We start from the raw sequence: 22,650 nt of genomic DNA, 5'->3' as shown, positions 1-22,650 counted from the left end.
GTTCTTTGATTGAATGTGTCTGTGCTTCAGCATCAGCTCAAAACCCAGCATCATCCATTGCTTAACGCTTCACTACGTAAATTTCTTAACGCTTTTTTTCGAAGGCCAATAAACATCCTCCTACTTTGAACATTCCTTATTTCTTATTCCTTATTCCTCTGTTCCAAAAAAAGACCCGCTTTACAAGAAAGCGGGTCTGGGTTGTATTCAGCAGGGGGGTCAAAGTGCGATTCGGTAGTAATCCCCCCGGACTATGTACTTATTGCACTTTGATCAACTGAATGGTTTTTCTGCGGTTACCCTGTACCAGTTCGGCAAAGTAGTTACCTGCATGATAATGATGTCCAATCTGAATGGTGCTGTTCGATCCAATTTTTGCACGGCTGTCTACCACCCTGCCTGCTGCATCTACCACACGTAATGTTACCGGCGCATCGTATTTGCTTTCCAGTTTCAGCGTGAAGTAAGTTCTGCTTGGGTTCGGCATCACCGTTACTTTCAACTCTTCTTCAGTCTTACTTGCCGCCTGCAGCTTGCCGCTTGCAGCCACTTCCTCCGTAACACTTGCTTTGTTGTTATTAGAAGTAAGCGCTGTTACCGGTGCCGATGGTGCCGCACAGTTGTAACTGTTCCAGATGATATTCTTGCCTTCACTTTCTACTTCTTCGGCAATAAACAGACCCGTCATGAATACATCGTCTCTGCAATCTCTGTCGCCATGACCTCTGTGGTCGCAGTCGTGGTGACCATGTCCTCTGTGACGGCAACTGCTGGAACTATGTGGTCTGTGATCACATCTGTCATCTCCATAATTACCACCGGTTACTTTCAGTTTACCATCCGGTAAGATGATGTTGGCGGTGATCCTGGTATCATCTCCTTTCACATGGAACTTCTCTTCATCTCTTCTGTTATCGGCCATGTAGAAGGTTACCTGGTAAGCTTCTGGGTTCACGATTACATCGCTGCCGATGGTTACTTTCTTGCTCACCCTGATGCTCGTGTTAGGCGCAAATCTGATGTAGCTGTAACCTCCGCTCTTCGGTCCTTTTTCAATCTGTATTTCTTCTACATCGATGGTAGTTGATGTAAAGCGTACGCTTGCTCCTTCTTCCAGTTTAATCTTACCAAAGACTGTTCCGGTTAAGGTTACATTCGATCCTTTCTTCAGTGTTACTTCATCGTAATTACCGCTTACCGTTGTGGTAACATTTGCATTGATGGTTTTATCCTGCAGGTATCTTGTGTTGCTGGTGTTGTACTGCATGGTTGGCAGTGTTACGCTGGCAACACCATAGATTTTACTGTTGATGGTTACACCTTTATCAGTATCAATTCTTGGTGCTTTTACAAAACTTCCTGCACCTGTTACTGCACTGTATTTATCGAACTCAGCTTCACCTCTGCTGCTCATAACACCAACGCTTCCGGTTTCTACTTTGTTATACTGACCCAGTTTTACTTCTTTCATACCCAGTATCGTATAACTGCTTACCAGGTTTTGTTTCTGGTAGTTGTAACTAGCAGCCAGCTCGCTTCTGCAACCATTTACATCTGTGCTGTACACACTGTAAACACCATCTGCATCTGTTAAGCCAAGACTTAACTGCTGTGTGGTTGCTCTTGTATTGTTGTTATACAACCACTGGTAAGTAAATGGACCACTTAACGTGCTGTTAGCTGTTAATGTAAACTGGTTACACAATGCATCTGGTGATGCTGCACTGATACTGGCCACCGGTAATGGATTAATGGTTACCGTGAAGCTGCAGGTGCTTACATTACCATGTATATCAGTTACGGTGAATGTTACGGTTGATGTGCCGATGGCAAAACTTCCGCTGGCATTGGTACCGGTACCGGTTCTGTTGGTGGCACCTGTAATGCTGTACGTTGTGCTTGCAATACCACAGTTATCAGACTGGTTCAGTACTGGAATACTGTATTGTGTGTTTCCACCTGTATTGGCACAGAACACCTGGTTGGCTGCACAAGCAATAACTGGTTTTTCGTTATCGGTTACCACTATTGTTTGTGTGGCTGTTTTGATATTACCGTTCACATCGCGTACCGTCCATGTGATAGTGGTGGTTCCAACAGGATAATCTTCTGTGAGCAGTTTGTTATCGCTGCGTACACCCATAACGCTTGCTACTCCGCAATTATCTGCTGTTTCAGGCAGGCTGATCTGAATAGCAGCTCCACATTTACCCGCATCGTTGTTGACACTGATATTGGTTACACTGATGGTTGGGTTCTCATTATCTATCACCACCACTTCCTGTGTAGCTGTATCGGTTACGTTACCATGAATGTCGGTAACAATCCATCTTACAATAGTTGTACCTACAGGGAATAAGGCAGGTGCATTATTGGTTACAGTAGCTACGCCACAATTATCGCTGGTTACCGGTGTACCCAGGTTTACACTGGCCATACATGAGCCCGGTATATTTACCACACTTACCATGGCAGGTGCGGTAATGGTTGGTTTTTCATTGTCTGTTACTACAATTGTTTGAACGGCTGTTTTGATATTACCATGAATATCTCTCACCGTCCAGGTAATGGTAGTGGTGCCAACAGGATACTCTTCTGTTAACAGTTTAGCATCGCTGCGTTCACCCATTACGGTGGCTACTCCGCAATTATCTGCTGTTTCAGGCAGACTGATGGCAACAGTTGCCGCACATTTACCTGCATCGTTGTTGACACTGATATTGGTTACACTGATGCTTGGGTTTTCGTTATCGATGACCACTACTTCCTGTGTAGCCGTATCTGTTACATTACCATGGATATCTGTAACCGTCCAGCGAACAATGGTAGTACCTACAGGGAATAATGCTGGTGCATTATTGGTTATAGTAGCCACTCCACAATTATCGCTCGTTTGCGGTGTACCCAGGTTTACGCTGGCCATACAGGAGCCCGGTGTATTCACCACGCTTACCATGGCCGGAGCAGTGATAGATGGTGCAATATTATCGATCACCGTTACTACCGCAGGTGCTGTTGATACATTTCCATTTACATCTGTAACAGTAAGTATCACATTATTTACACCCACATTGCTGCAATCAAAACCTGTTTTGCTTACACTGATTGATGCAATACCACAGTTATCACTTGATCCGTTGTTGATCTGCGCTGCTGTTATACTTGCTACACCACTTGCATCCAGGTAAACAGTCAGGTTTTGTGCAATGGCTATTGGTGGCGTAACATCTGTTACAATTACATCAAACTCAGCAAGTACAGTATTACATGGGTTCACCGCTGTTACCACTACATGTGTTGTTCCTTTATTGAATGTTTGTCCGCTACCTGTTCCGCTTCCGCTACCAGTAGTAGCACCACTGAATGTATAGCTGAGACCCGGTGCAGGAATACCTGTTACGGCGAGCGGATAATTTACCACCGCATTACATGTTGTTGCTGTGGTGTTGGCCAGTACCTGTGCATTAAAGTTTACAAACACAGGGTTGGTACAGGTTACTTCTGCTTTCACAGTAAAGCTGTAAGCAGCTTCATTGCAATCGTTGTTGTTAACGGTTACCACTGCAGTCTGCACACCAAGCGCTGTTGAAGCAAAGCTCACTGTAAAGCTGGCTGTTTGACCCGGCTGTATGGTTGCCGGTAAACTGATACCGCTTCTTATAAACGCTGCATTACTGATATTAATAGATGAAACAGTAAGTGCCGATGTACCATTATTCGCAATAACAAATGTCTTGCTGATACTGTTACCCGGTATGGTTCCTCCAAGATCTGTATGATCTGTTGTTGATGGTGTATTATCACCACTTACTATGGTTGTTCCGTTTCCACTGATACTGATCTCAGGTGCATTCACCGTTACATTAAAGCTGCAAGTGGTTTTATTACCTGCCAGATCGGTTACTTCAAATGTATTGGTGGTGGTTCCAATCGGGAAGATTGAACCAGATGGTAATCCTGCTGTTTGTGCAATCGTTACTGATGGACCTGAGCCAATACCAAATGTTCCACAGGTTGAACTTGCACTGCCGATTGTCCAGCCATTGTAATTACCTGTTTCAAAACTTCCGTTTACAAGGCTGCTGCCTGGTATCGTGATGTTATCGAGCTCTACATCGAGGTAGTAGTTGTTGATCGTTGCATCAATCATCTGCAAACGCACTTGCTGACCTGCATAGGCAGACAGATCGAAATTATAATGCGTCATCGGTGTTGATTGCGGTGCCCCAGGATTTGTTTTGAACAAGGTGGCTATCAACGCATTGGTTGTTGGGTTTCTTAACTCTACTGCAATAAACTGGTTGGCACTGAACCCTGCTGCATAATGGTTGGTGTACTTCATATCCATACCTAAGGTGATCGGACCACTTGCAGGTAATGTAATATTCTGGTACATATAATGCGTAGCGCCACAGCTCACCAGGAATACGGCCAGCTTCTGACCATCGGTTGGGAAGAAACTCATGGGCAGTCCCGGACTAAATTGAGCTTCATTTACATTATTTGCATGATCGAAGAACTGCGCTCCTCTGGTAAGTGTATGCACGCCGGTTGTTCCTGATGAACAATTATCGGTTACCATTGGCTGTGGGAATGTAACTGTTGCACCACACTGGTTAGCCGGAGCAGTTGTAGTAATAGGTGGAGGACAGCTTACTACAGGTGGTGTTATATCTTTTACAATTACTGTTTGTGTTTGTGTGCTGCTGTTACCTGCTGCATCGGTGTACTTCCAGGTAATGGTATAAGTACCCTGGTTATTGTACGACAACGGACTTGTAGTGGTTGCATTAATCATACCAGAACAGTTGTCTGTTGCTTTTGGAATAGTTGTTACGGTAACATTACACTCTGCGGTAATCGTTGGCAAACTGCCGATTACAGGTACAGGTGCTGTAACATCTTTCACGGTTACTATTTGCGAAGCCGTTGCCAGATTGCCCGAAGCATCTGTTACCGTCCAGGTAACAGTTGTATTACCTATCGGGAATACCGCCGGTGCATTATTGGTTACAGATTGTACCGCGCAATTGTCTGCAGTTACCGGTGTACCTAATACTACGCCCGTTGCTGTACAGTTTACAGTTGTATTTACTGTAATACCAGCAGGGGCTGTTATGGTTGGTAAAATATTGTCAACCACAGTTACTGTTGCTGTTGCCGTTGCGCTGTTACCACTTGCATCTGTTACTGTAAGTGTTACTGTATTGGCGCCGGTATTGCTGCAGTCGAAGTTTGTTTTATCGATATTAATTGAAACAACAGCACAATTATCTGTTGATCCGTTATTGATTTGTGAAGCGGTGATGGTTGCTGTTCCACCTGCATTCAGGTTCACCGTAATATTTTGAGCGATGGCAATTGGGTTTACATTATCTGTTACAATTACATCAAACTCATTGATTACCGTACTGCATGCATTTGTTGCCGTAACAATTACATGTGTAGTTCCTTTGTTGAATGTTTGTCCGCTGCCGGTTCCACTACCGCTACCAGTAGTAGCACCACTGAATGTGTAGCTGAGACCCGGTGCAGGTATGCCATTCACGGCCAATGGATAGTTCACCACTGCGTTACAAGTAGTTTCAGTTGTATTGGCCTGTACCTGTGGATTTTGATTGATGAACACAGGATGTGTACAGGTTACTTCTCCGCTAACTGCAAACTGGTAAACTGTTTCGTTACAGTCGCCATTATGAATGGTTACGGTTGCTTCTTTAATACCCGGTGTATTGCTGTTGAATACTACATTGAAATTCGCTGAAGCATTGGGCGCCACAGTGGCAGGCAATGTAATACCGTTAATACTGAATGCAGCAGCATCTATGCCAGACAGGCTGATAGCGCTGATATTTAAAGCAGCAGTTCCGGTATTCTGTATCACAAAAGTTTTGCTGACAGGTGTATTCGGTAATGTTCCACCAAGGTTTGTATTGTTAGCGGCACTTGTGGTAGTTGTTCCGCTTGTGATATTATTTGAGTTGCCTGTTACATTAATTTCAGGTGCATTTACAATAACAGAGAATGAGCAGGTAGTTGTATTACCCGAAGCATCTGTTGCTGTTACCTCAACCGGTGTTGTTCCGATCGGGAAGCTTGAACCGCTTGGAATAGAATAAGTAACTACAGTACCCGGACAATTATCGATTGCCTGTACATTGTAGGTAGCCACTGCATTACACTGACCATCTGCTGCTGTAACAACTACATTGTTTACAGCCGGTGCTGTACTAAAGAGTTTAATACTTCTTGTTTCGATCCAGGTACCACTACCATAACGGCCATCGTTACGTACATAGAATCTTACATAACGTGCAGAGGTAGCACCAAAGGTTATTTCGGTTGGCAGGGTAACATTGCTTCCGCTGATGGCTCCCGGACCTACCAGTGTTTCAGGGAACATTTCTACCCAGCCCGCATCTGTTATAGATGGAGCTGTAGCTGATGCAGATGGATGATAGAATCCTCTTACATGCGTCGTTTTTCCATCAGAGAACATCTGGTAAACCTGTGCCAGATTAAATGTTTGTGTAGCACCAAGGTCAACTACAAATACACCCGTACTGTTTACGCCTCCGGTATTGAATGTAATACCAGAGTTTGGATTCGACTTGGTACTGGTGGTCATGCTGTTGGTATTCGGCGTTTCGTCGCACAGCGTACCAAAAGGCCTCCATGATTCACTACAGCTCGATCCCAGAGATGGACTTGCATATTGAGAAGCGCCATTTATTCCTGTCCATGAAACAATAGCAGCAGTTCCACCCACACTTGTTCCTCTCATGAAGTTAACCGGTGTAGAAGATGTTTGATTGCTGCATGCCAATACCGGCGGTGTTATATCCTGCACCGTTACCACAAACGTGCAGCTTGCTGTATTGCCACAGGCGTCTGTTACTGTTGCAGTTACCGTTGTATTACCCACAGGGAAGAATGAACCTGAAGGATGAGAATAAGTGATGGTTGGGTTGGCAGGACCTGATGTTACTACCGCATTTGGATAAGTAACATTAGCGCCACACTGGTTAGCTGCACTTACAACACTGATATTTGATGGGCAACTGATGGTTGGCAGGGCATAAGTGGTAACACTAACAGGTGCTGATGTGGCTGTACATCCGCCTGCACCGGTTACGGTTACGGAATAATTTCCAGCCTGTGATACAGTGATGGAAGCACTTGTTGCGCCATTGCTCCACAAATAAGATACACCGACTGAAGCCGTGAGTGTAACAGATCCGTTATTGCAGATGGCAGTTGGTCCACTTGCTGTAATGACAGCCTGCGGTATTGGATTCACTGTATAAGTGAATTGTCTTGATGTACCACAACCCATGGTTGCTCCCTGATAGTATGACAATACCATATAGGTAGCCGTAACAGGTGCATTTGTGTTATTTACAGCAGTAAACGAAGGAATGATCGCTCCGTTTCCATTGGGTAAACCAATGTTTACTGATGCTGTAGTATTCAGCCAGTTGAATGTAGTACCTGCAACAGCACTGTTTAAGTTGATGGCTGTTGAAGAAGATCCTATACACAATGATTGGTTTGCAATAGCGTTGAAAACAGGAATCGGGTTTACACGAATCACAAAACTGATAGGTGTTCCCGTACAGGTATTTTCACCTTCTGTAAACGAAGGCGTAACCGTAATATTTGCGTAAACTGGTACAGTACCTGGATTTAAAGCAGTAAATGAAGCAATATTTCCTGTGCCATTGGCCGCCAAACCAATCGATGGGTTATCGTTTGTCCAGCTATACATAGTTCCTTCTACTGCACCTGTAAAATTGATGGCAGGCACTGCACCGCTGTTATGACATACTTCGATATTGGTAACCGGATTTACGGTAGGTAAAGGTTTTACTGTGATGGTTGGTGTTTCGGTCATCTGCTGACTACACACAGCACCACATAAGACATTGCCTGTAGTCCAAGACGCAGTACCTACTACTGTTCCGTTATTAGCCGATTTCGAATCGAGTACTGTTGTACCGCTACCATCATCCATTTTATACAATGCCACGAGTCCTGCTTCTGATCCGGCCAGGCAATTATTCATGCTGGCAGCAATTGCTGAAGCCGAACGAACAGTATTCCAGATACGAACATCATCCAGTTTACCATTGAAATAGTTACAGCCACAACCCGTACCCTGGCGACCGATGATGAGGCTTTCTGTATTATCATTGATCTGTGCAATCGGAGATGTTTTGTTACCTACATTCACGCCATTCAGGTAAAGATTAACTGATAAAGATGATCCGTTATCCTGAACAGTAACAGCTACATGACTCCATGTATTAGTAGGTACAGTTACATTAGACCATGTATCGTAAGCATTTCCAGCACCCTGATCCCAGAAATATAACCGGTTCGATGCATCAATGGCCATACCATAACCATAAGCACCCTTCATCAGGATATTTCTCCATTGATTCGATACTGCAGGGTTTACCCATGCTTCCATGGTTAATTGTCCACCCGCACTCACATTCAAACTATTATTGTGCGGCATGGTTACATAAGTTGTACCATTGAAGTTGAGTGCACCGGTTGGTCCCGATTCTGCCAATACATTATAAGTTGTGTTAGATGAAATGGTTCCTGTATTGAAACTGATAGCTGCTCCTGTTCCTGCAACCGGACCTGCCACAATTGCATTATTGGCATTGTTGCGTAAAGTATATTTAATACCCACCTGCGATGAGGCGAGTGTTATGGTTGAGGAGCCTGTTCCGCAAAGATTGGTTGCTGATGCTGCTACAGCCTGGTTATTGATGGTTGTAACAGTTACCGTTTTTGCTGCAGAACTTGCCTTACAGCCTCCTGCTGAAACAACCGTTACACTATAGTTACCTGCCTGACTTACTGTTATTGATGGTGTGGTTGCTCCATTGCTCCACAGGTAACTACTACCGGCCGAAGCTGTTAATGTTACAGAAGACCCCGAACATAAATCGGTTGGGCCACTGGCTGTTATTGTTGGAATGGTGGCTGCATAAGCTGCACAAGTACCCGTATTGGTAGAACCTGAAGTTGTCCAGTTAGAACTTGTGCCACTTAACGTAAAATTATTAAGGGTACCACTCCTGTTCTTACCACTAAAATCAGTCAGTGTAGTCACTCCGGTATTATTGGCATCTGCATTTCCCTGGTTGAAAGTATAATATTCCTCAAGCCCATTTTGTGTAGCCGGGTTCAGGAGCTGGCAGTTTTTATTGTTGTTAATTTCATCGCCACAAAGTTCGCGGCTCCATATACGCACTTCATCAATGGTCATCGTTGCATACCTGTTCGTGGGATCATTATTTGGAAGATTACGGGTTGCATACCGTACATCTTTCCCGATATGAATAACAGAAGCTGCATCATTTATAATATTACCTGAAACACCCGGACCAGTATGTACAAGAACACCATCAACATAAAATTTTGTACTTGTTGCACTTGACGTTGCCGCATAATGATGCCATGAACCTGCTATAATATTACAATTGGTTGCCCGCAAAGTGCCGCCATCATTCACATAGAAAGTCATGGTTCCATTCGTATTCGGATGCATTAACCATGAATAATTCTGGTCAAGATTTGTAGGTCCCTGGCCCATTACCGACCCAAAAGGTAAATTGGCATTGGGTACATACATCCAGAATTCTACTGTTATTTCTTTTTGAAAAGCCCTGAAAGGATTGGCTATATTAACATAGTTCAATCTGCTATTATCACCTGCTGGCAAACTTGGATCAAACTTCAAAGCACCTGCAGGAATTGTAAGTGTTGTAACAGTAACATAACCTGCAGCAGCATTGGTTGCATAGGTAAGCTGGTTGGTTCCGTTATTAATAGATCCACCTCCGCCACCATAACCTGCGTCTGGCAGAGAAGTATAAATCGTCGGTTGCACAATTGAATAAGACGCGCCTTGTCCTCCTGAATAACCGCCGCCGCCGCCGCCTCTTACCAATATATTTGAGACACCTCCACCACCGCCACCAAATCCGCCGTTACCACCAAAATAAGTTCCTGTTCTTCCGGAACCACCGGTTGCTCCATTAACAAATGCAGCACCGCCTGTTGCAAATGTTGTACCTGTAGAGTTTTCTCCATTGGTGAGGTAACCGCCGCCGCCTGCTGCAGGGTCATTTGTTACACCATTTTTCCCACCATTTCCATTGGTTCCACCACCACCCTGGTAGGTGCTATTACCAGAAGTACCTGTGTTGGCAGGATTTCCAGCCACATTGATATAAGGAGAACCATAGTCTCCATTACCGCCACCACCACCACCGGCAATCAGTAGAATCGTATTGGTTGTTTTGTTCACCACAAAAGAACCGCCACCGCCACCGCCGCTGTTAACACTTCCGAGCTGACCAAAACCACCGGTACCGCGCTGGCCTACTGCAATTTGTATTACCTGACCCTGGGTCAACATAAACTCTCCCGATAATACAGCCCCATTACCACCACCGGCTCCGCCACCTTTGGCGCCCGCTACTTTTAAGGAGTACAGACCGGTAGCAGGTACCGTCCATTCCTGTATGCCATTATTACTAACAACACCTGTAATGCTGGAAGAAGCATAAGCAAGGTTTACCTGTGTTTGTGTTGGACCGGTTGCACCGGTTGCACCACAGGTGGTAAATGAATAGGTTTGTGCCTCTAACTGGAAAATAGCAGTAACTGCTATCACGACCAGCATGATGCATTTTTTAAAGGCCGCTGAAAAAGATATAGTAGTGTTTCTCATGATCGCAGGTTAATTAGTTCTGTGTAATGGTGAGTTGCTGAAAGAAATAGGCTTCCATGTTTACAACAGGTGCCAGCAGCGGTTTTACCACCAGCTCGACAATCGCCGGATTGGTACAGCTTGTTCCCGATACCTCTCCATTCTGAACGGTAAGGGTTGAATTATCTTCTTTGATGCTTCTTGGTACAGCTTCTCCCGTAAACTGTATTTCACCTTTCCAGCTTACCTGCACTGCACCTGCATTGCTGTTCACAAAACGCAGGTATATAACCTGGTCCTCACCACAGGTGGTGATACGGTAATAGGCTTTCACCCCGTTTTTCTCAGTAGCGAGGGTCCATTCTTCTGCCGAAACAGTCAACTCATTTGTTTGGAATAGAGGAGCGGTAATAAGTTTGGGGCTCCATGACAATAGCATAAGGCACAATAACGCGCCTGCCAGACGTGTACAGTTAGTTTGCATCTTGGTTAGTTTTGGCGGATTTCTTATAGCTATATAGGGAAATACAGCTATAATGGACATTGGGGATATTGAATCAACAGGGCATTAGCCTCCGGAAGAGGATATTGCCCTGTAATTGAAACAGAAAATTAACAAGGGGTTTCGGGCTATGCCACAAAATGGTACCAAATGCAAAACAATGGGTATGAAATTGCAAATGAGTGGCTATGCCTTTGATCTGTTTTGCGGAATCTTAAAAACAAACGTGGTTCCCGGGTTCACCTCACAGGTAACAGTTCCTTTCAATTGACGTGTGAGCTCACGGATAATTCTGAATCCGAGTGAACCGGAAACATGGTCTTCAAAAGCCACAGGTAACCCTATACCATTGTCGGCAACGATGATGGTAAGCAATTTGTCGGCATCCGATGTACAGGAGATGGTAATGGTACCCTGCTCACGACCCTGGAAAGCATATTTCAAGGCATTGGTGATCACTTCATTTAATATCAAACCCAAGGGTACTGATCGTTCAATATCAAATTCCAGTTGCTCAGTAGCCGCTGTGCAAATGAGTTCAATATTCCCTTTATTGTATAACTGACGCAGGTCGTTGTACAATTCCTGGATATAAGAAGTAAATGAAATGGTACTCAGGTCCTCAAATGCATACAGGTTCTGGTGTATCAGTGAAATGGCTTTTACTCTTTTCTGACTGGCCATTAATGCATCAATAGCTTTTACATCTGTTATACTCGCTGCCTGCAAATTCAACAGGCTTGAAACGACCTGCAGGTTATTTTTTACACGGTGATGTATTTCTCTCAATAGAATATCTTTTTCGGCAGATTGTTTTTCGATCAACTGCTTCTGCGATTCAAGCACCTGACTTTTTTGTTTTATTTTTCTGTTGGCCAATATAATAATCAAAGCCGCCAATAATAATATACAGGCCACAGCTGCTGCCAGCAGACTGTTATTGCGCAACCTGGTATTGGACGATTTTAGCTGTTCATTTTCTTTTGCCTGCAAGGTCTGCTTCATTCTACTCTCCGCATTGGCAATGGTTCTCTCTTTGTTTTCATTGAAGATGCTGTCATTCCAGTGCTTATACGCTTTATAGTACAGCAAAGCACTATCCATCTGCCCTTTTTTCTCTGCGGTTTCTGATAACACTTTATATGCGTTACGCATAAATACTTTTGATTTATACAAACCTGCCAGGTATAAAAGCACTCTCCCCCTTTCAACCGCTTTGTTGTACTGACCACTTTCAACATAAAGATTAGACAATGCAGACAGCACGATCAGCTTATTGTCTTTTGTTTTAAGACTGTCGAGTATATGATAAGCCTCGAGCAGGTATTGTTCAGCTTCTTTATACGCTTTGAGTGTAGTAAGCATTTCTCCAATATCTGTGGCACATGTTGCATACACATAGCCCTTCATCTTTACCCTATTCAGGTAACCAACAGAAGCCTCTGTTTCAATCATAGCTGAATCTGTTTGTCCAGCCATCATGTATTCCTTGGCCATATTGGAATGAATCATACCAGCATACTGCCAGTTTTTTCTTGGTAATACTTCCTGTAATGCTTTCTCATAATATGGTCTCGTAAAACTGATGGGTCTTCCTGCATCGGAATAGGCTTCTGCAATACAATTGGCACTAAAAGCAATCATTTCAGAACTTTTACTTTCTTCCGCTGCTTTTACTGCTTCCAGAAAAAACTGAATCGATTTATCAAAATCACCTTTATCCTGGTACATCCCACCGATGAGGTTGAGAAAAGAGGATTCATAATATTTACTTTTCGCTTTTTTAGCATAGTGAATACCCTGCTCATACATTTTAAGACAACCGTCAATATCCTGGTTCACCACTTTTACAAAACCTTTGATACGGTATGCTTCAGCCAGTCGGATATACTCTTTTGCAGGAGACGATATCAGTAACATACTATCTGCCAGTTCAACCGCTTTCTGTTGATGGGAGAAACGCATTTCCCAGGCCAGTATTCCATACAACCGGCTTCTGGTACTGTCGCTTTTGGCTGCATTGATTTGCCGGCGTACCAGATCGGTATCCACATAATTGTATTGTGCCGTTGATTCCAGAAAGAATACAAAACAGCAAAGCAGCGGCCATAAAAAAGCCCCGCTCCGTTTCAGTATCGTGTTACCACGCAACATGTAGTCTTGTAAATATGCTGCAAATAAGATGAGTTGACAAAAAATAGGTACCAAAACACATCAATAGGGTACCACGGTAAACAGGAAGGCTATAATACCCTTTTCATACAGGCAAAAAAATCATCCTTGTACATTCGGCTCAATGGAATTTCCTTTCCATTGATTGTAATATCAGTATGAGAAAAAGCATCTACTTTATTGAGGTTAACCATGTACGACTTATGCACCTGTATAAATCTGGCTGCCGGAACATGTTGCTGAAAATCCCTGAAATTGGAGCGGATAATATGTTTTCCCTTTTGTGAAATGATATAGAGATAATTGTGTTCCGATTCTATCCACTGAATATCATCAATATCAACGCGCACAAAGTTTTTATCGTTTTTAATGAATAGTGCATCCTTACACATCAACGCACCCTCTTCCTGTCCATTGGCAGGTTGACCTGAAAAATTACTCAAAGCCACTTCAATGGCGGTGTAAAGGTCATTGGTATCAAAAGGCTTTAACAGGTAACCATTGGGTTTGGTAACCAGGGCCTGGTCGATGGTTTTTTTATCGGAATGAGAGGTTACATAAATGAATGGAACCTTATACTGTTGTTGCAATAAATGAGAGAGATCAATACCTGTTTTGGTATCATTCAATGTAATATCCAGTAAAACAAGATCTGGTTTTGTTTTGTCGAGTGTTTCAACGGCTGCTGCATAACTGTTTACATTGGGTATTAACTCATAGCCAAGATCAGTGAGCATTCGTTCCATATCCATCGCCACGAGCGATTCATCCTCAATTATGAGTATGCGGCAGGGTTGCATGTACGGGGTTAGTTTGGTAAAGCATATACAAAATAGGAATTTAGGACATAATACAATGATTCTCTGTTAGATATAATCGATTTTTAAGGTAGGCTGAACGAATAGGGAAAAAGAAAACCGCAGATGTACAGATAAAAAATCTGCAAATCTGCGGCTATCGGAATACACTTGATCCTTTAATCGGCTGCTTTAAAAATGGCTTTGGCACCCTCTTTCTGTTGCTCTGTTATTCCGATAAAACCATATTTTCTTTCCAGATCGGTATACATGGCAACTGTTTTACGGATACGGTTGAAATCTGTTTCGGGGATTTTGGCGATCTCAATGGCTTCTTTCTGTTTCCACACTTCGGCTTCTATCAGCATATCGGCCTGTTTACCGTTTACTTCCAGTTTATCCATCAATGTTTTACGAAACTTTGTTCTGAATAATAACTGCAATTGTGGCTTGGCGATGGTATCGTATGTTTTGTTAACCGTTAATGTAATGAGCGCACATGGCTCACTCAGACTTTGTTTTCTTCTGTCAGTCAGCGTTTTTAACTGATCGCCCGACAAACCCAACGCCTTGTATTTTTTGATCACAGCTTCTTCTACCTCACCATCGGTAGCAAATGTATCGCTGGCATTGGCCTGTATTTTTATTTTGGTGAGTCTTGCCCAGTTATTGATCTGCCCTATTTTATCAACATTGGCTTCCGATATTTTCAGTTGCTTGATGAGGAATGGCTTTTCGCAGTAGCCGAATAATTCTGCCTGCTGTTCGGGGGTCCATGCGGTTTCGTTGGTTTGTGCCGACAGTGTTTGTACGGTCATCAATAAAACAGATGCGATAGTAAACTTAAAAAAGGTTGACTTAAACATACTTTATGCTTTATAAGACAAAGGTATTTATTCGGGATGCTAATAACGGGCTCCTAATGTTAAAGATTGTCTGTGCGTAAATGGTATAACCCTGTTGTTGTGACGGGCAGGAATCCATTTTTTCGATTTTCGAAAAATACTCAACACATCGGCATCAAGGCTCTGGTTGTATGTATTATCAAGCATTATTTCTAACGGGTCTCCTGTTGTTGTTACAGTAAAATGAGCAATATAAGATGCAGGCTTCGCAAGATTACCATGTTTTTGCATTACCCCACTCATAATATTTGTTAAATAGTTCGTCCATGCAGTTATTCCTTTTGGATATTCAGGCATGCTATTCTCTATTTTACAAGCCGGCTGTTGTATGCCATTTGTGTCGTAACAGATGGCGCTTGTATACTTAATGGTTGAATCATAATAAGCAAATTCAAAGGTATCTTGTTTTATGTTTGCTGTAAGCCCATTCCATGAATCTTCTATTAATGGGTATTGCAAAACAGCAGCGCGCTGTCCATTGGAGTGATAATAAAACCAGTTACCGGTTTTCCTTAATCCCGGTGCGAGCTTCCCCTTAAACGAAACTACTCCGTCGGGAAAAAAACCAATAACAAGTCCTGAACCAGTACCCATAGTATCTAACTGCATTTCTGTTCTCGGGCTACCATCCGGATACCAGCTCACACAAATACCATAAGGTATATCTTTTTTAAAACAGAATGAGTCGCTTAAAAATCCATTGGGGTACACAAGAAAATCAAGACCGGTTTTTTCATTGGCTTCATAGTATTTTCTACCGCTTACGGAGCCGTTTCCAAAAAAAGATTCAAACACGCCCTGTCTGGTGGTGCATAACGAGTCTTTATAAAAACCATGTTTCAGTAATTTTTCCGATACAACTGAATAGTCTACCCGATACCATCCTTTCTCTGTTTTTTCCAGATCACTAAAATAAATGGCTTTAGCTGGTTCACAAGGTTCCCATCTTCCATTGTAATAGATACTGGTTTTTTGTGCGAATGATACATTTACACAAATACAAAACAGCACGAGAATGCTCAGCTTGAATTTCATATACCCATATATTATATACCTAATATACGTGTTCTGTTTTTAATTTTACAGTATGAACGCCATTCTTGCCAATCCTGTATGGGCTGCACTATCTACACATCAGTCGTACCTGAACCGGGGAGATGATGCATTAAAATATTACCCCGCTGATATTTGTCCTTTTGTGGGATTACAAAACTGGGATGAAAAAGATTTCGCTTTACTTAGATCTGATTTGCCGAATAACAGAACTTTCTCTGTACCTTTTTTTAAAGAGATTCATTTCCCCGATCCTTTTGAAGTATTGTTTGCCATTCCGTTGTACCAGATGATCTGTAATGATTTTAAATCTGTTGAAAACGCAGCAGCGCCAATTGTTCCTCTTACCGAAGCACATGTACCACAAATGTTATCGCTCACCGAACGAACCAAACCCGGTCCTTTTTACCAGCGCACCATGGAGTTTGGAAATTACCATGGCATTTTCGATGGAGACAAACTGGTTTCCATGGCCGGACAAAGAATGCAGACCCATACGCATACCGAAGTGAGTGCCATTTGTACCGATCCAGCTTATTTGGGTAGGTCTTATGCCAAAATACTTAGCTCACATATTTGCTCACTGATTATTGATGCTGGTAAAATTCCTTTCCTGCATGTAAGACAGGACAATGAAGCCGCTATTGGTTTATACAAAAAGCTGGGATTTGAAATAAGTACAGAGATATTCTTCGCTGTTTTCAAAAAGAAATAACCCCATCCCTGCCCCGGACTTAAGTCCGGGGCAGGGATAAGAAATGCAGAAGTCTTATATTTATTCCTCAATTGTAAGCCATGCATTCATCCAGAAGATCCTTTTTAAAGAACAGTAGTCTTGCCATAGCCGCTACGGCTTTATTACCCAGTGATTTATTTGCGCAAAGCAATGCCAAAATGCTGACGGGAGTGCAATTGTATTCCGTTCGCGCCGCCATGAGCAAGGACCCATTGGGTACATTGAAAGCATTGGCCGAAATGGGTTATAAATATGTAGAACATGCCAATTATGTAAACAGGAAGTTCTATGGTTATACCGCCAAAGAATTTAAGAAAATACTCAATGACCTCGGCATGCAAATGCCCAGCGGACATACCGTAATGGGTAAAGCTCATTGGGATGCTACTAAAAAACAATTCACCGATCTCTGGAAATATACCGTTGAAGATGCAGCAGAAATGGGACAGGAACTGGTAATCAGCCCATGGCTGGATGCCGATCTGCGCAAGACCTACGACGAAATGTTAGCGTACATGGAAGTGTTTAACAAAAGCGGCGAACTGTGTAAAGCTGCAGGCATGCGTTTCGGTTACCATAACCACGACTTTGAATTTACAGCCACGCTTAATGGACAGAAAGTATACGATATCATCTTAAAAAATACCGATCCCAATTTAGTCGTACAACAGCTCGATATGGGTAATCTTTATCATACCGGTGTAAATGCACTGGAGATCGTAAATAATTATCCCGGCCGCTTTGTTTCTGTACATGTAAAAGATGAAACCAAAACGGCTGATGGCAAATCCTTCGAAAGTACCATCCTCGGAAAAGGAGTAGCCAATACCAAAGCCATAACTGATCTCTGTAAAACAAAAGGTGGCACATTACACTTTATCATTGAACAGGAAGCCTACCAGGGTATTGACCCCATTGAATGTGTGAAACAGGATCTGGCAGTGATGAAACAGTGGGGGTATTAGGGAGGCAGGCTTCAAGTTGCAAGCTGCAAGTTTTTGCTATATCATTATGCTCATTCCCAGCACTGGACTTAAGTCCCGTGCTCGGTTGCGAAAGCTTTTCTATATTTGGTATTCCTCAAAACCAATACCATGCGATTACTGCTTTACTGTTTGTTGTTTTCTTCCGCTTCTATTGCACAATCATTTACACCAACCGACATAAAACGCTGGGAAGCGCAGGCTAAAACGGTTACCATCATTAAAGACAAATGGGGTATTCCACATATTTATGGTAAAACAGATGCTGATGCGGTTTTTGGTTTACTCTATGCACAATGCGAAGAAAATTTTAGTCGTGTTGAAAGAAACTACCTCGAAGTATTGGGACGCCAGGCCGAAGCCGATGGCGAACGTATGTTATATGCCGATCTGCAAATGCGTTTAATTGTAGACAGCGCCGCCGCCATCAAAGACTATAACAACAGTCCGGCATGGTTTAAAAAATTACTCAATGCCTTTGCAGATGGCATCAATTATTATCTCTATACACATCCGGCAACAAAACCCAAAGTGCTTACCCGTTTTGAACCCTGGTTTCACCTGATGTTTACCGATGGCAGTGTATCTGCCACCAGAACAGGTGGTATTGCGTTAGATGAGGTAAGGAGTTTTTACAGTGGCAATAAAAATGCAACAGCTTATCAGCCTGTTATCAATAAAGATGTGGAGCTAAGTGGTTCCAATGGTTTTGCCATTGCGCCCAAACTCACCAGTAATGGAAATGCCATTCTGTATATCAATCCGCACGTACCCTTTTATTTCAGACCAGAAATGCATATGGTGAGTGAAGAAGGGTTGAATGCCTATGGTGCCGTTACCTGGGGTCAGATGTTTGTGTACCAGGGTTTCAATGAGCATTGCGGATGGATGCACACAACAGGTTATGCTGATGTAGCTGACCTCTATGAAGAAAAAGTGACCAAACTAAATGACAACTGGTTGTATGAATATGAGAAGGAAATGAAACGCATCAATACAAAACCCATCACCGTAAGTTACCTGAAAGATGGTAAACAGGTAGCAGTACCCTTCACCGGTTACTATACACATCACGGACCGGTAATGGGTAACCGAAATGGCAAATGGCTGGCATTAAAAGAATTCAATCGTTCATTGAGTGCATTGATACAATCATGGGTAAGTACCAAAGCCAATAACCTCGATGAATTTAAGGAAGCCATGCGTTTGTTATCCAATACCACCAACAATACCGTGTATGCCGATGACAAAGGCAATATTGCTTACTGGCATGGCGATTTTGTTCCGAAACGCAATCCCGCTTACGATTATACCCGCCCTGTTGATGGCAGTATCAAAGCCACTGAATGGCAGGGAGCGCATCAACTGGAAGAAATTGTACAGGTGCATAACCCATCTGTAGGCTGGATTCAGAACTGTAATTCAACACCATTTACTGCATCGGGTAAAGACAGTCCGGATAAAAATAAATACCCAGCTTATATGGCGCCCGACGGACAAAACGCCCGCGGTATTAATGCAGCACGTTTATTGGAAAAAGCCAATAACCTGACTTTAGATAAAATGATAGAGATTGGTTATAACCGTTATCTCGCTGCTTTTGATTTCCTGATACCGGCACTGGTGAAAGATTACAACGCATACAATGGACCATTAAAAGCCGAACTGAAAGAAGCGGTTGATGTATTAGGTGCCTGGGATAAAACGGCTGCGCTTAACTCTGTGGCCACTACTATTGCCATCGACTGGGCCAACCAGCTCAGCCAGTTTGCGCCAAGAGCAGAAACCATGGAAGAAGGCACCAATTCGGTAAAACGTTTTGAAGACATGGCTAACAGCACGCCACAACAAAAAATGGAGTCGCTCAAAAAAGTATTGGATGATCTTACCAAAACCTATGGTAACTGGCGACAGCCCTGGGGTGATATCAACCGCTACCAGCGTGTGGCAGATGGACAGCGTTTTGATGACAGTAAACCCAGTATTGCTGTTCCGCTGAGTTCATCGCGCTGGGGTTCATTACCTGCTTTTGAAAGCAGATCAGGTAATGGCTTTACTAAACGTTATGGTACTTCGGGTAACAGTTTTATTGCGGCTGTTGAATTCGGTAAAAAACTGAAAGCCAAAACCATTCTCACCGGCGGACAAAGCACCGACCCGAATTCACCCAACTTCACCGACCAGGCTGATGGGTTTGTGAATGGAAAATTCAAGGACATTTTCTTTTATAAAGAAGATGTGTTGAAGAATAAAGTGAAGACATATCATCCGGGAGAAGAGAAATAAACAGAGAAATAATGAATATCGAATGAGAAAGTGTTTTTTCTTACTGTACTCAAACTGTCTTCTCTCATAAAAAGTAACGGCTCACAAAACTCTGGTATTGTTCCTCTGGTGGGTAGAAAAAAAGAGTACCAGAAAACGTCTTTCCCTTTTTTCAAGTGGAGGGTTACCATTATATTTTATTGTCGCTTGTAAAAGTTGTTCTTTTAACTGTTCCGCAAGCGTCGTGTTATTAAACTCTTTCAACACTCTTATCTCTTCTAATTCCAACTCCCTATCAAATTTCAGTTCAAAGGCACTGAAATTATAGGCAGGCTCTTCAAACCCTTTTAACAAATTTGCAGTGTCGCGAACAAGTCGCACATAACCACTGGTTTCTTCATCAAGCGTGAGGTTTACGTCTTTTAAGAAATCAAGTACTTTAAATGTTCTGGTCAAAAATTGTTGACGCCGGATTTTGTCTTTGTCATTATCGATAACAACCTCTGGCTGATCAAGTCGAATAGGATTCGAACAATAGCCAAAAGCGAGGCTACCATCCCCGGTTTTACCCGCATATATCAGCCATACAGAATTTAGCGTGGCATTCACTCCACAACCACTCTTTAAAAGGCTTTCCATTTTCAACTTTGTTACCGCATTTCCTTTATATAAAGTAATGATATCGATTTCAATATCACTATAATGAGTGTTTGATTCACCAGCATCTATTCTAATGATTTTTGCGACAGCTATAAAGTCTGATCTTTGATACTGCTGAGCAAAGGGTTCTGTTACACAAGAACAGGCAAAGGTTTTTGCTATTAAAAAGGTGAAAATTAGTGTTAGCAATCGTTTCATTAACGCTTTGGGGGGTGCTGTTTGCTCTTCTTTTCAAAATTCAGTTTGGCTTCGCTCAATAACTTTCTGAGTATCGGCATTGATTTAGGACCCATACCATGAAAAGATAAAATTTCTTTCTCTGTATGATTTGATAATTTCTTCAGCGTGTCTATTCCATGAAACAATAAAGCCCTTCTCGCTGGTGAAGCCAGTGCCGATAAAAAACCATCGGCAGGTTTTTTCAATTGCTCACATTGCGGACAGGTTGGACAATCGCTGGTTTTGTAATACTGATGCCCCTGTTTACAGGTTCTGAATGTCTTTGTCATTTGCGACCGATTTAACCATAAGATTTTCCCAAATACCCTTACTGTATTAAGTAACAAACTACTCATCACACCTCAGTGTTACTCCGTGCCCTACCTACTCCGTGTAACGCTGTGGTTAAAAAAATATGCTATGAACCACAGAGTTACACAGAGTAGAACACGGAGTAACACTGAGGTTTTTCAATTAATAGTTAGATTAAAGCATATTATTCAACTCCTTCTCCAGCTTATCAAAATTCTCTTCGTTTTTATCCACTACATAAGGTCTTAATTTTTTACACTCTTCAGCCGTATGAAACAGCATTTTAAAAACAAGTTTTGTTTTATCTGCTGCCAGTTCCTCAAAAACTGCCACTACCTGGAACAGCGGTTGCGAATGGCGTTTCCATGCAATCATGGAGGGTTTATCTATTTTAATAAACTCACACTCATTCTGGTAATTTCCTTTCTCTGGTCCATGCATGGTAAAGCGCCATCTGCCACCTACCCGAAAATCGAATTCATGAAAAGTATTGGTAAAGCCCTCCGGTCCCCACCAGTTTTTCAAATGCGCCGGTTCGGCCCATGCACGAAAAAGTAATTCACGCGAGACATTAAAAATTCTGGTGCTGGTGATTTCAGTGTCGGGAGTGGTGGTAATGATATCGATGGTCATTGTGCGGGGTTCGAAAAAAATGAAAGTATTTACAAGTTCTTCAAAAGCTTTAATACAAAAAAGAAATCACGTCATTATTTTTGATCATAGTGTTTGCTTATTTATGTAGGTCGGCAATCAAATGCACCTAAACACATATCATAAAGCCTCCCACTTCGGTTTTTTGGTCTTTATCAATGCATCCTTTTTACTTCGCTTCCACCCTTTTATTTCCTTTTCTCTTTTAATTGCATCTTCAATGCAGGTATAGACCTCATAATAAATCAGCACATGAATATTAAATTTGGCAGTAAAACTGTTGGAGTAGATTTTATGTTTATGCTGCCATATTCGCTGTGGCAGGTTTGAAGTAACACCTACATATAACATGGTTTTAGAGGCATTGGTTAGTATGTAAACTAATCCGGGCTTGTACATAAAATAAGTTTACTACAAAACTATTATCACGTACTACGAACATGGCGTAGTTATAAGCTGAAGTGTATCCTTCGTCGCAATTTCTGATCTGCGATCAGAATGCTTCTCAGGATGACACTCGAGGAGGGGAGTGAAATAGCGGTTATGATTGGCAAAGCCAATCATAACCGCTATTTTCTTAAGTGTAAGTAGTCATCCTGAGGAGCATTAATAACCGCAGATTATTATCTGCGACGAAGGATAAACTATTATAGGTAGATT

General features: G+C 42.5%; 13 protein-coding genes. 3 read left to right on the top strand and 10 right to left on the bottom strand.

Annotation, left to right across the window (positions count from 1 at the left end; all coding sequences use genetic code 11):
• Positions 1-259: 259 nt before the first annotated feature.
• The 6 genes from ACH3Z1_RS05195 to ACH3Z1_RS05170 form a co-directional block, all read right to left on the bottom strand.
• A complete protein-coding gene (locus ACH3Z1_RS05195; protein WP_490820800.1) occupies positions 260-10,708 on the bottom strand; it encodes an HYR domain-containing protein in 10,449 nt (3,482 codons plus the stop codon).
• Between the two features lie 61 nt (positions 10,709-10,769).
• Entirely contained in the window at positions 10,770-11,219 is a 450-nt protein-coding gene (locus tag ACH3Z1_RS05190) for a hypothetical protein (RefSeq protein ID WP_490820799.1), read from the bottom strand.
• 204 nt (positions 11,220-11,423) lie between these two features.
• Positions 11,424-13,391, bottom strand: coding sequence for a tetratricopeptide repeat-containing sensor histidine kinase (locus ACH3Z1_RS05185; RefSeq protein WP_490820798.1), 1,968 nt, complete (start codon positions 13,389-13,391; stop codon positions 11,424-11,426).
• 89 nt (positions 13,392-13,480) lie between these two features.
• On the bottom strand, positions 13,481-14,209 hold the full coding sequence (locus ACH3Z1_RS05180) for a LytR/AlgR family response regulator transcription factor (RefSeq protein WP_490820797.1): 729 nt from the start codon (positions 14,207-14,209) through the stop codon (positions 13,481-13,483).
• Positions 14,210-14,385: 176 nt separating this feature from the next.
• Complete coding sequence (locus ACH3Z1_RS05175; protein ID WP_490820796.1) at positions 14,386-15,072, bottom strand: hypothetical protein; 687 nt, start codon at positions 15,070-15,072, stop codon at positions 14,386-14,388.
• Between the two features lie 39 nt (positions 15,073-15,111).
• Positions 15,112-16,146 carry a toxin-antitoxin system YwqK family antitoxin gene (locus ACH3Z1_RS05170; protein ID WP_490820795.1) on the bottom strand — a complete coding sequence of 345 codons (1,035 nt, stop codon included), beginning with the start codon at positions 16,144-16,146 and terminating at the stop codon, positions 15,112-15,114.
• Between the two features lie 52 nt (positions 16,147-16,198).
• On the opposite strand from ACH3Z1_RS05170, the gene ACH3Z1_RS05165 reads away from it, so the two are divergent.
• From ACH3Z1_RS05165 to ACH3Z1_RS05155, 3 genes are all read left to right on the top strand, one after another.
• The gene (locus tag ACH3Z1_RS05165; RefSeq protein ID WP_490820794.1) at positions 16,199-16,879 is read left to right on the top strand and encodes a GNAT family N-acetyltransferase; all 681 of its coding nucleotides are present in this window, start codon (positions 16,199-16,201) and stop codon (positions 16,877-16,879) included.
• Positions 16,880-16,959: 80 nt separating this feature from the next.
• On the top strand, positions 16,960-17,865 hold the full coding sequence (locus tag ACH3Z1_RS05160) for a sugar phosphate isomerase/epimerase family protein (RefSeq protein WP_490820793.1): 906 nt from the start codon (positions 16,960-16,962) through the stop codon (positions 17,863-17,865).
• Positions 17,866-17,994: 129 nt separating this feature from the next.
• Positions 17,995-20,169 (top strand): penicillin acylase family protein, encoded by a 2,175-nt coding sequence (locus ACH3Z1_RS05155; RefSeq protein WP_490820792.1) that lies wholly within the window; start codon positions 17,995-17,997, stop codon positions 20,167-20,169.
• A gap of 81 nt (positions 20,170-20,250) precedes the next feature.
• Here ACH3Z1_RS05155 and ACH3Z1_RS05150 read toward each other — a convergent pair whose 3' ends face one another.
• From ACH3Z1_RS05150 to ACH3Z1_RS05135, 4 genes are all read right to left on the bottom strand, one after another.
• On the bottom strand, positions 20,251-21,006 hold the full coding sequence (locus ACH3Z1_RS05150) for a hypothetical protein (protein WP_490820791.1): 756 nt from the start codon (positions 21,004-21,006) through the stop codon (positions 20,251-20,253).
• On the bottom strand, positions 21,006-21,317 hold the full coding sequence (locus ACH3Z1_RS05145; protein ID WP_490820790.1) for an RNA polymerase alpha subunit C-terminal domain-containing protein: 312 nt from the start codon (positions 21,315-21,317) through the stop codon (positions 21,006-21,008). Before ACH3Z1_RS05145 ends, ACH3Z1_RS05150 begins: the two co-directional genes overlap by 1 nt.
• Positions 21,318-21,513: 196 nt before the next feature.
• A complete protein-coding gene (locus ACH3Z1_RS05140; RefSeq protein WP_490820789.1) occupies positions 21,514-21,972 on the bottom strand; it encodes an SRPBCC family protein in 459 nt (152 codons plus the stop codon).
• 138 nt (positions 21,973-22,110) lie between these two features.
• Positions 22,111-22,389 (bottom strand): GIY-YIG nuclease family protein, encoded by a 279-nt coding sequence (locus ACH3Z1_RS05135; RefSeq protein ID WP_490820788.1) that lies wholly within the window; start codon positions 22,387-22,389, stop codon positions 22,111-22,113.
• Positions 22,390-22,650 lie beyond the last annotated feature (261 nt).

The sequence above is a fragment of the Sediminibacterium sp. FW305-C-49 genome, assembly GCF_058231085.1.
Note: the sequence above shows the minus strand (reverse complement) of the source record. Positions and strands in the feature narration are given on the sequence as shown.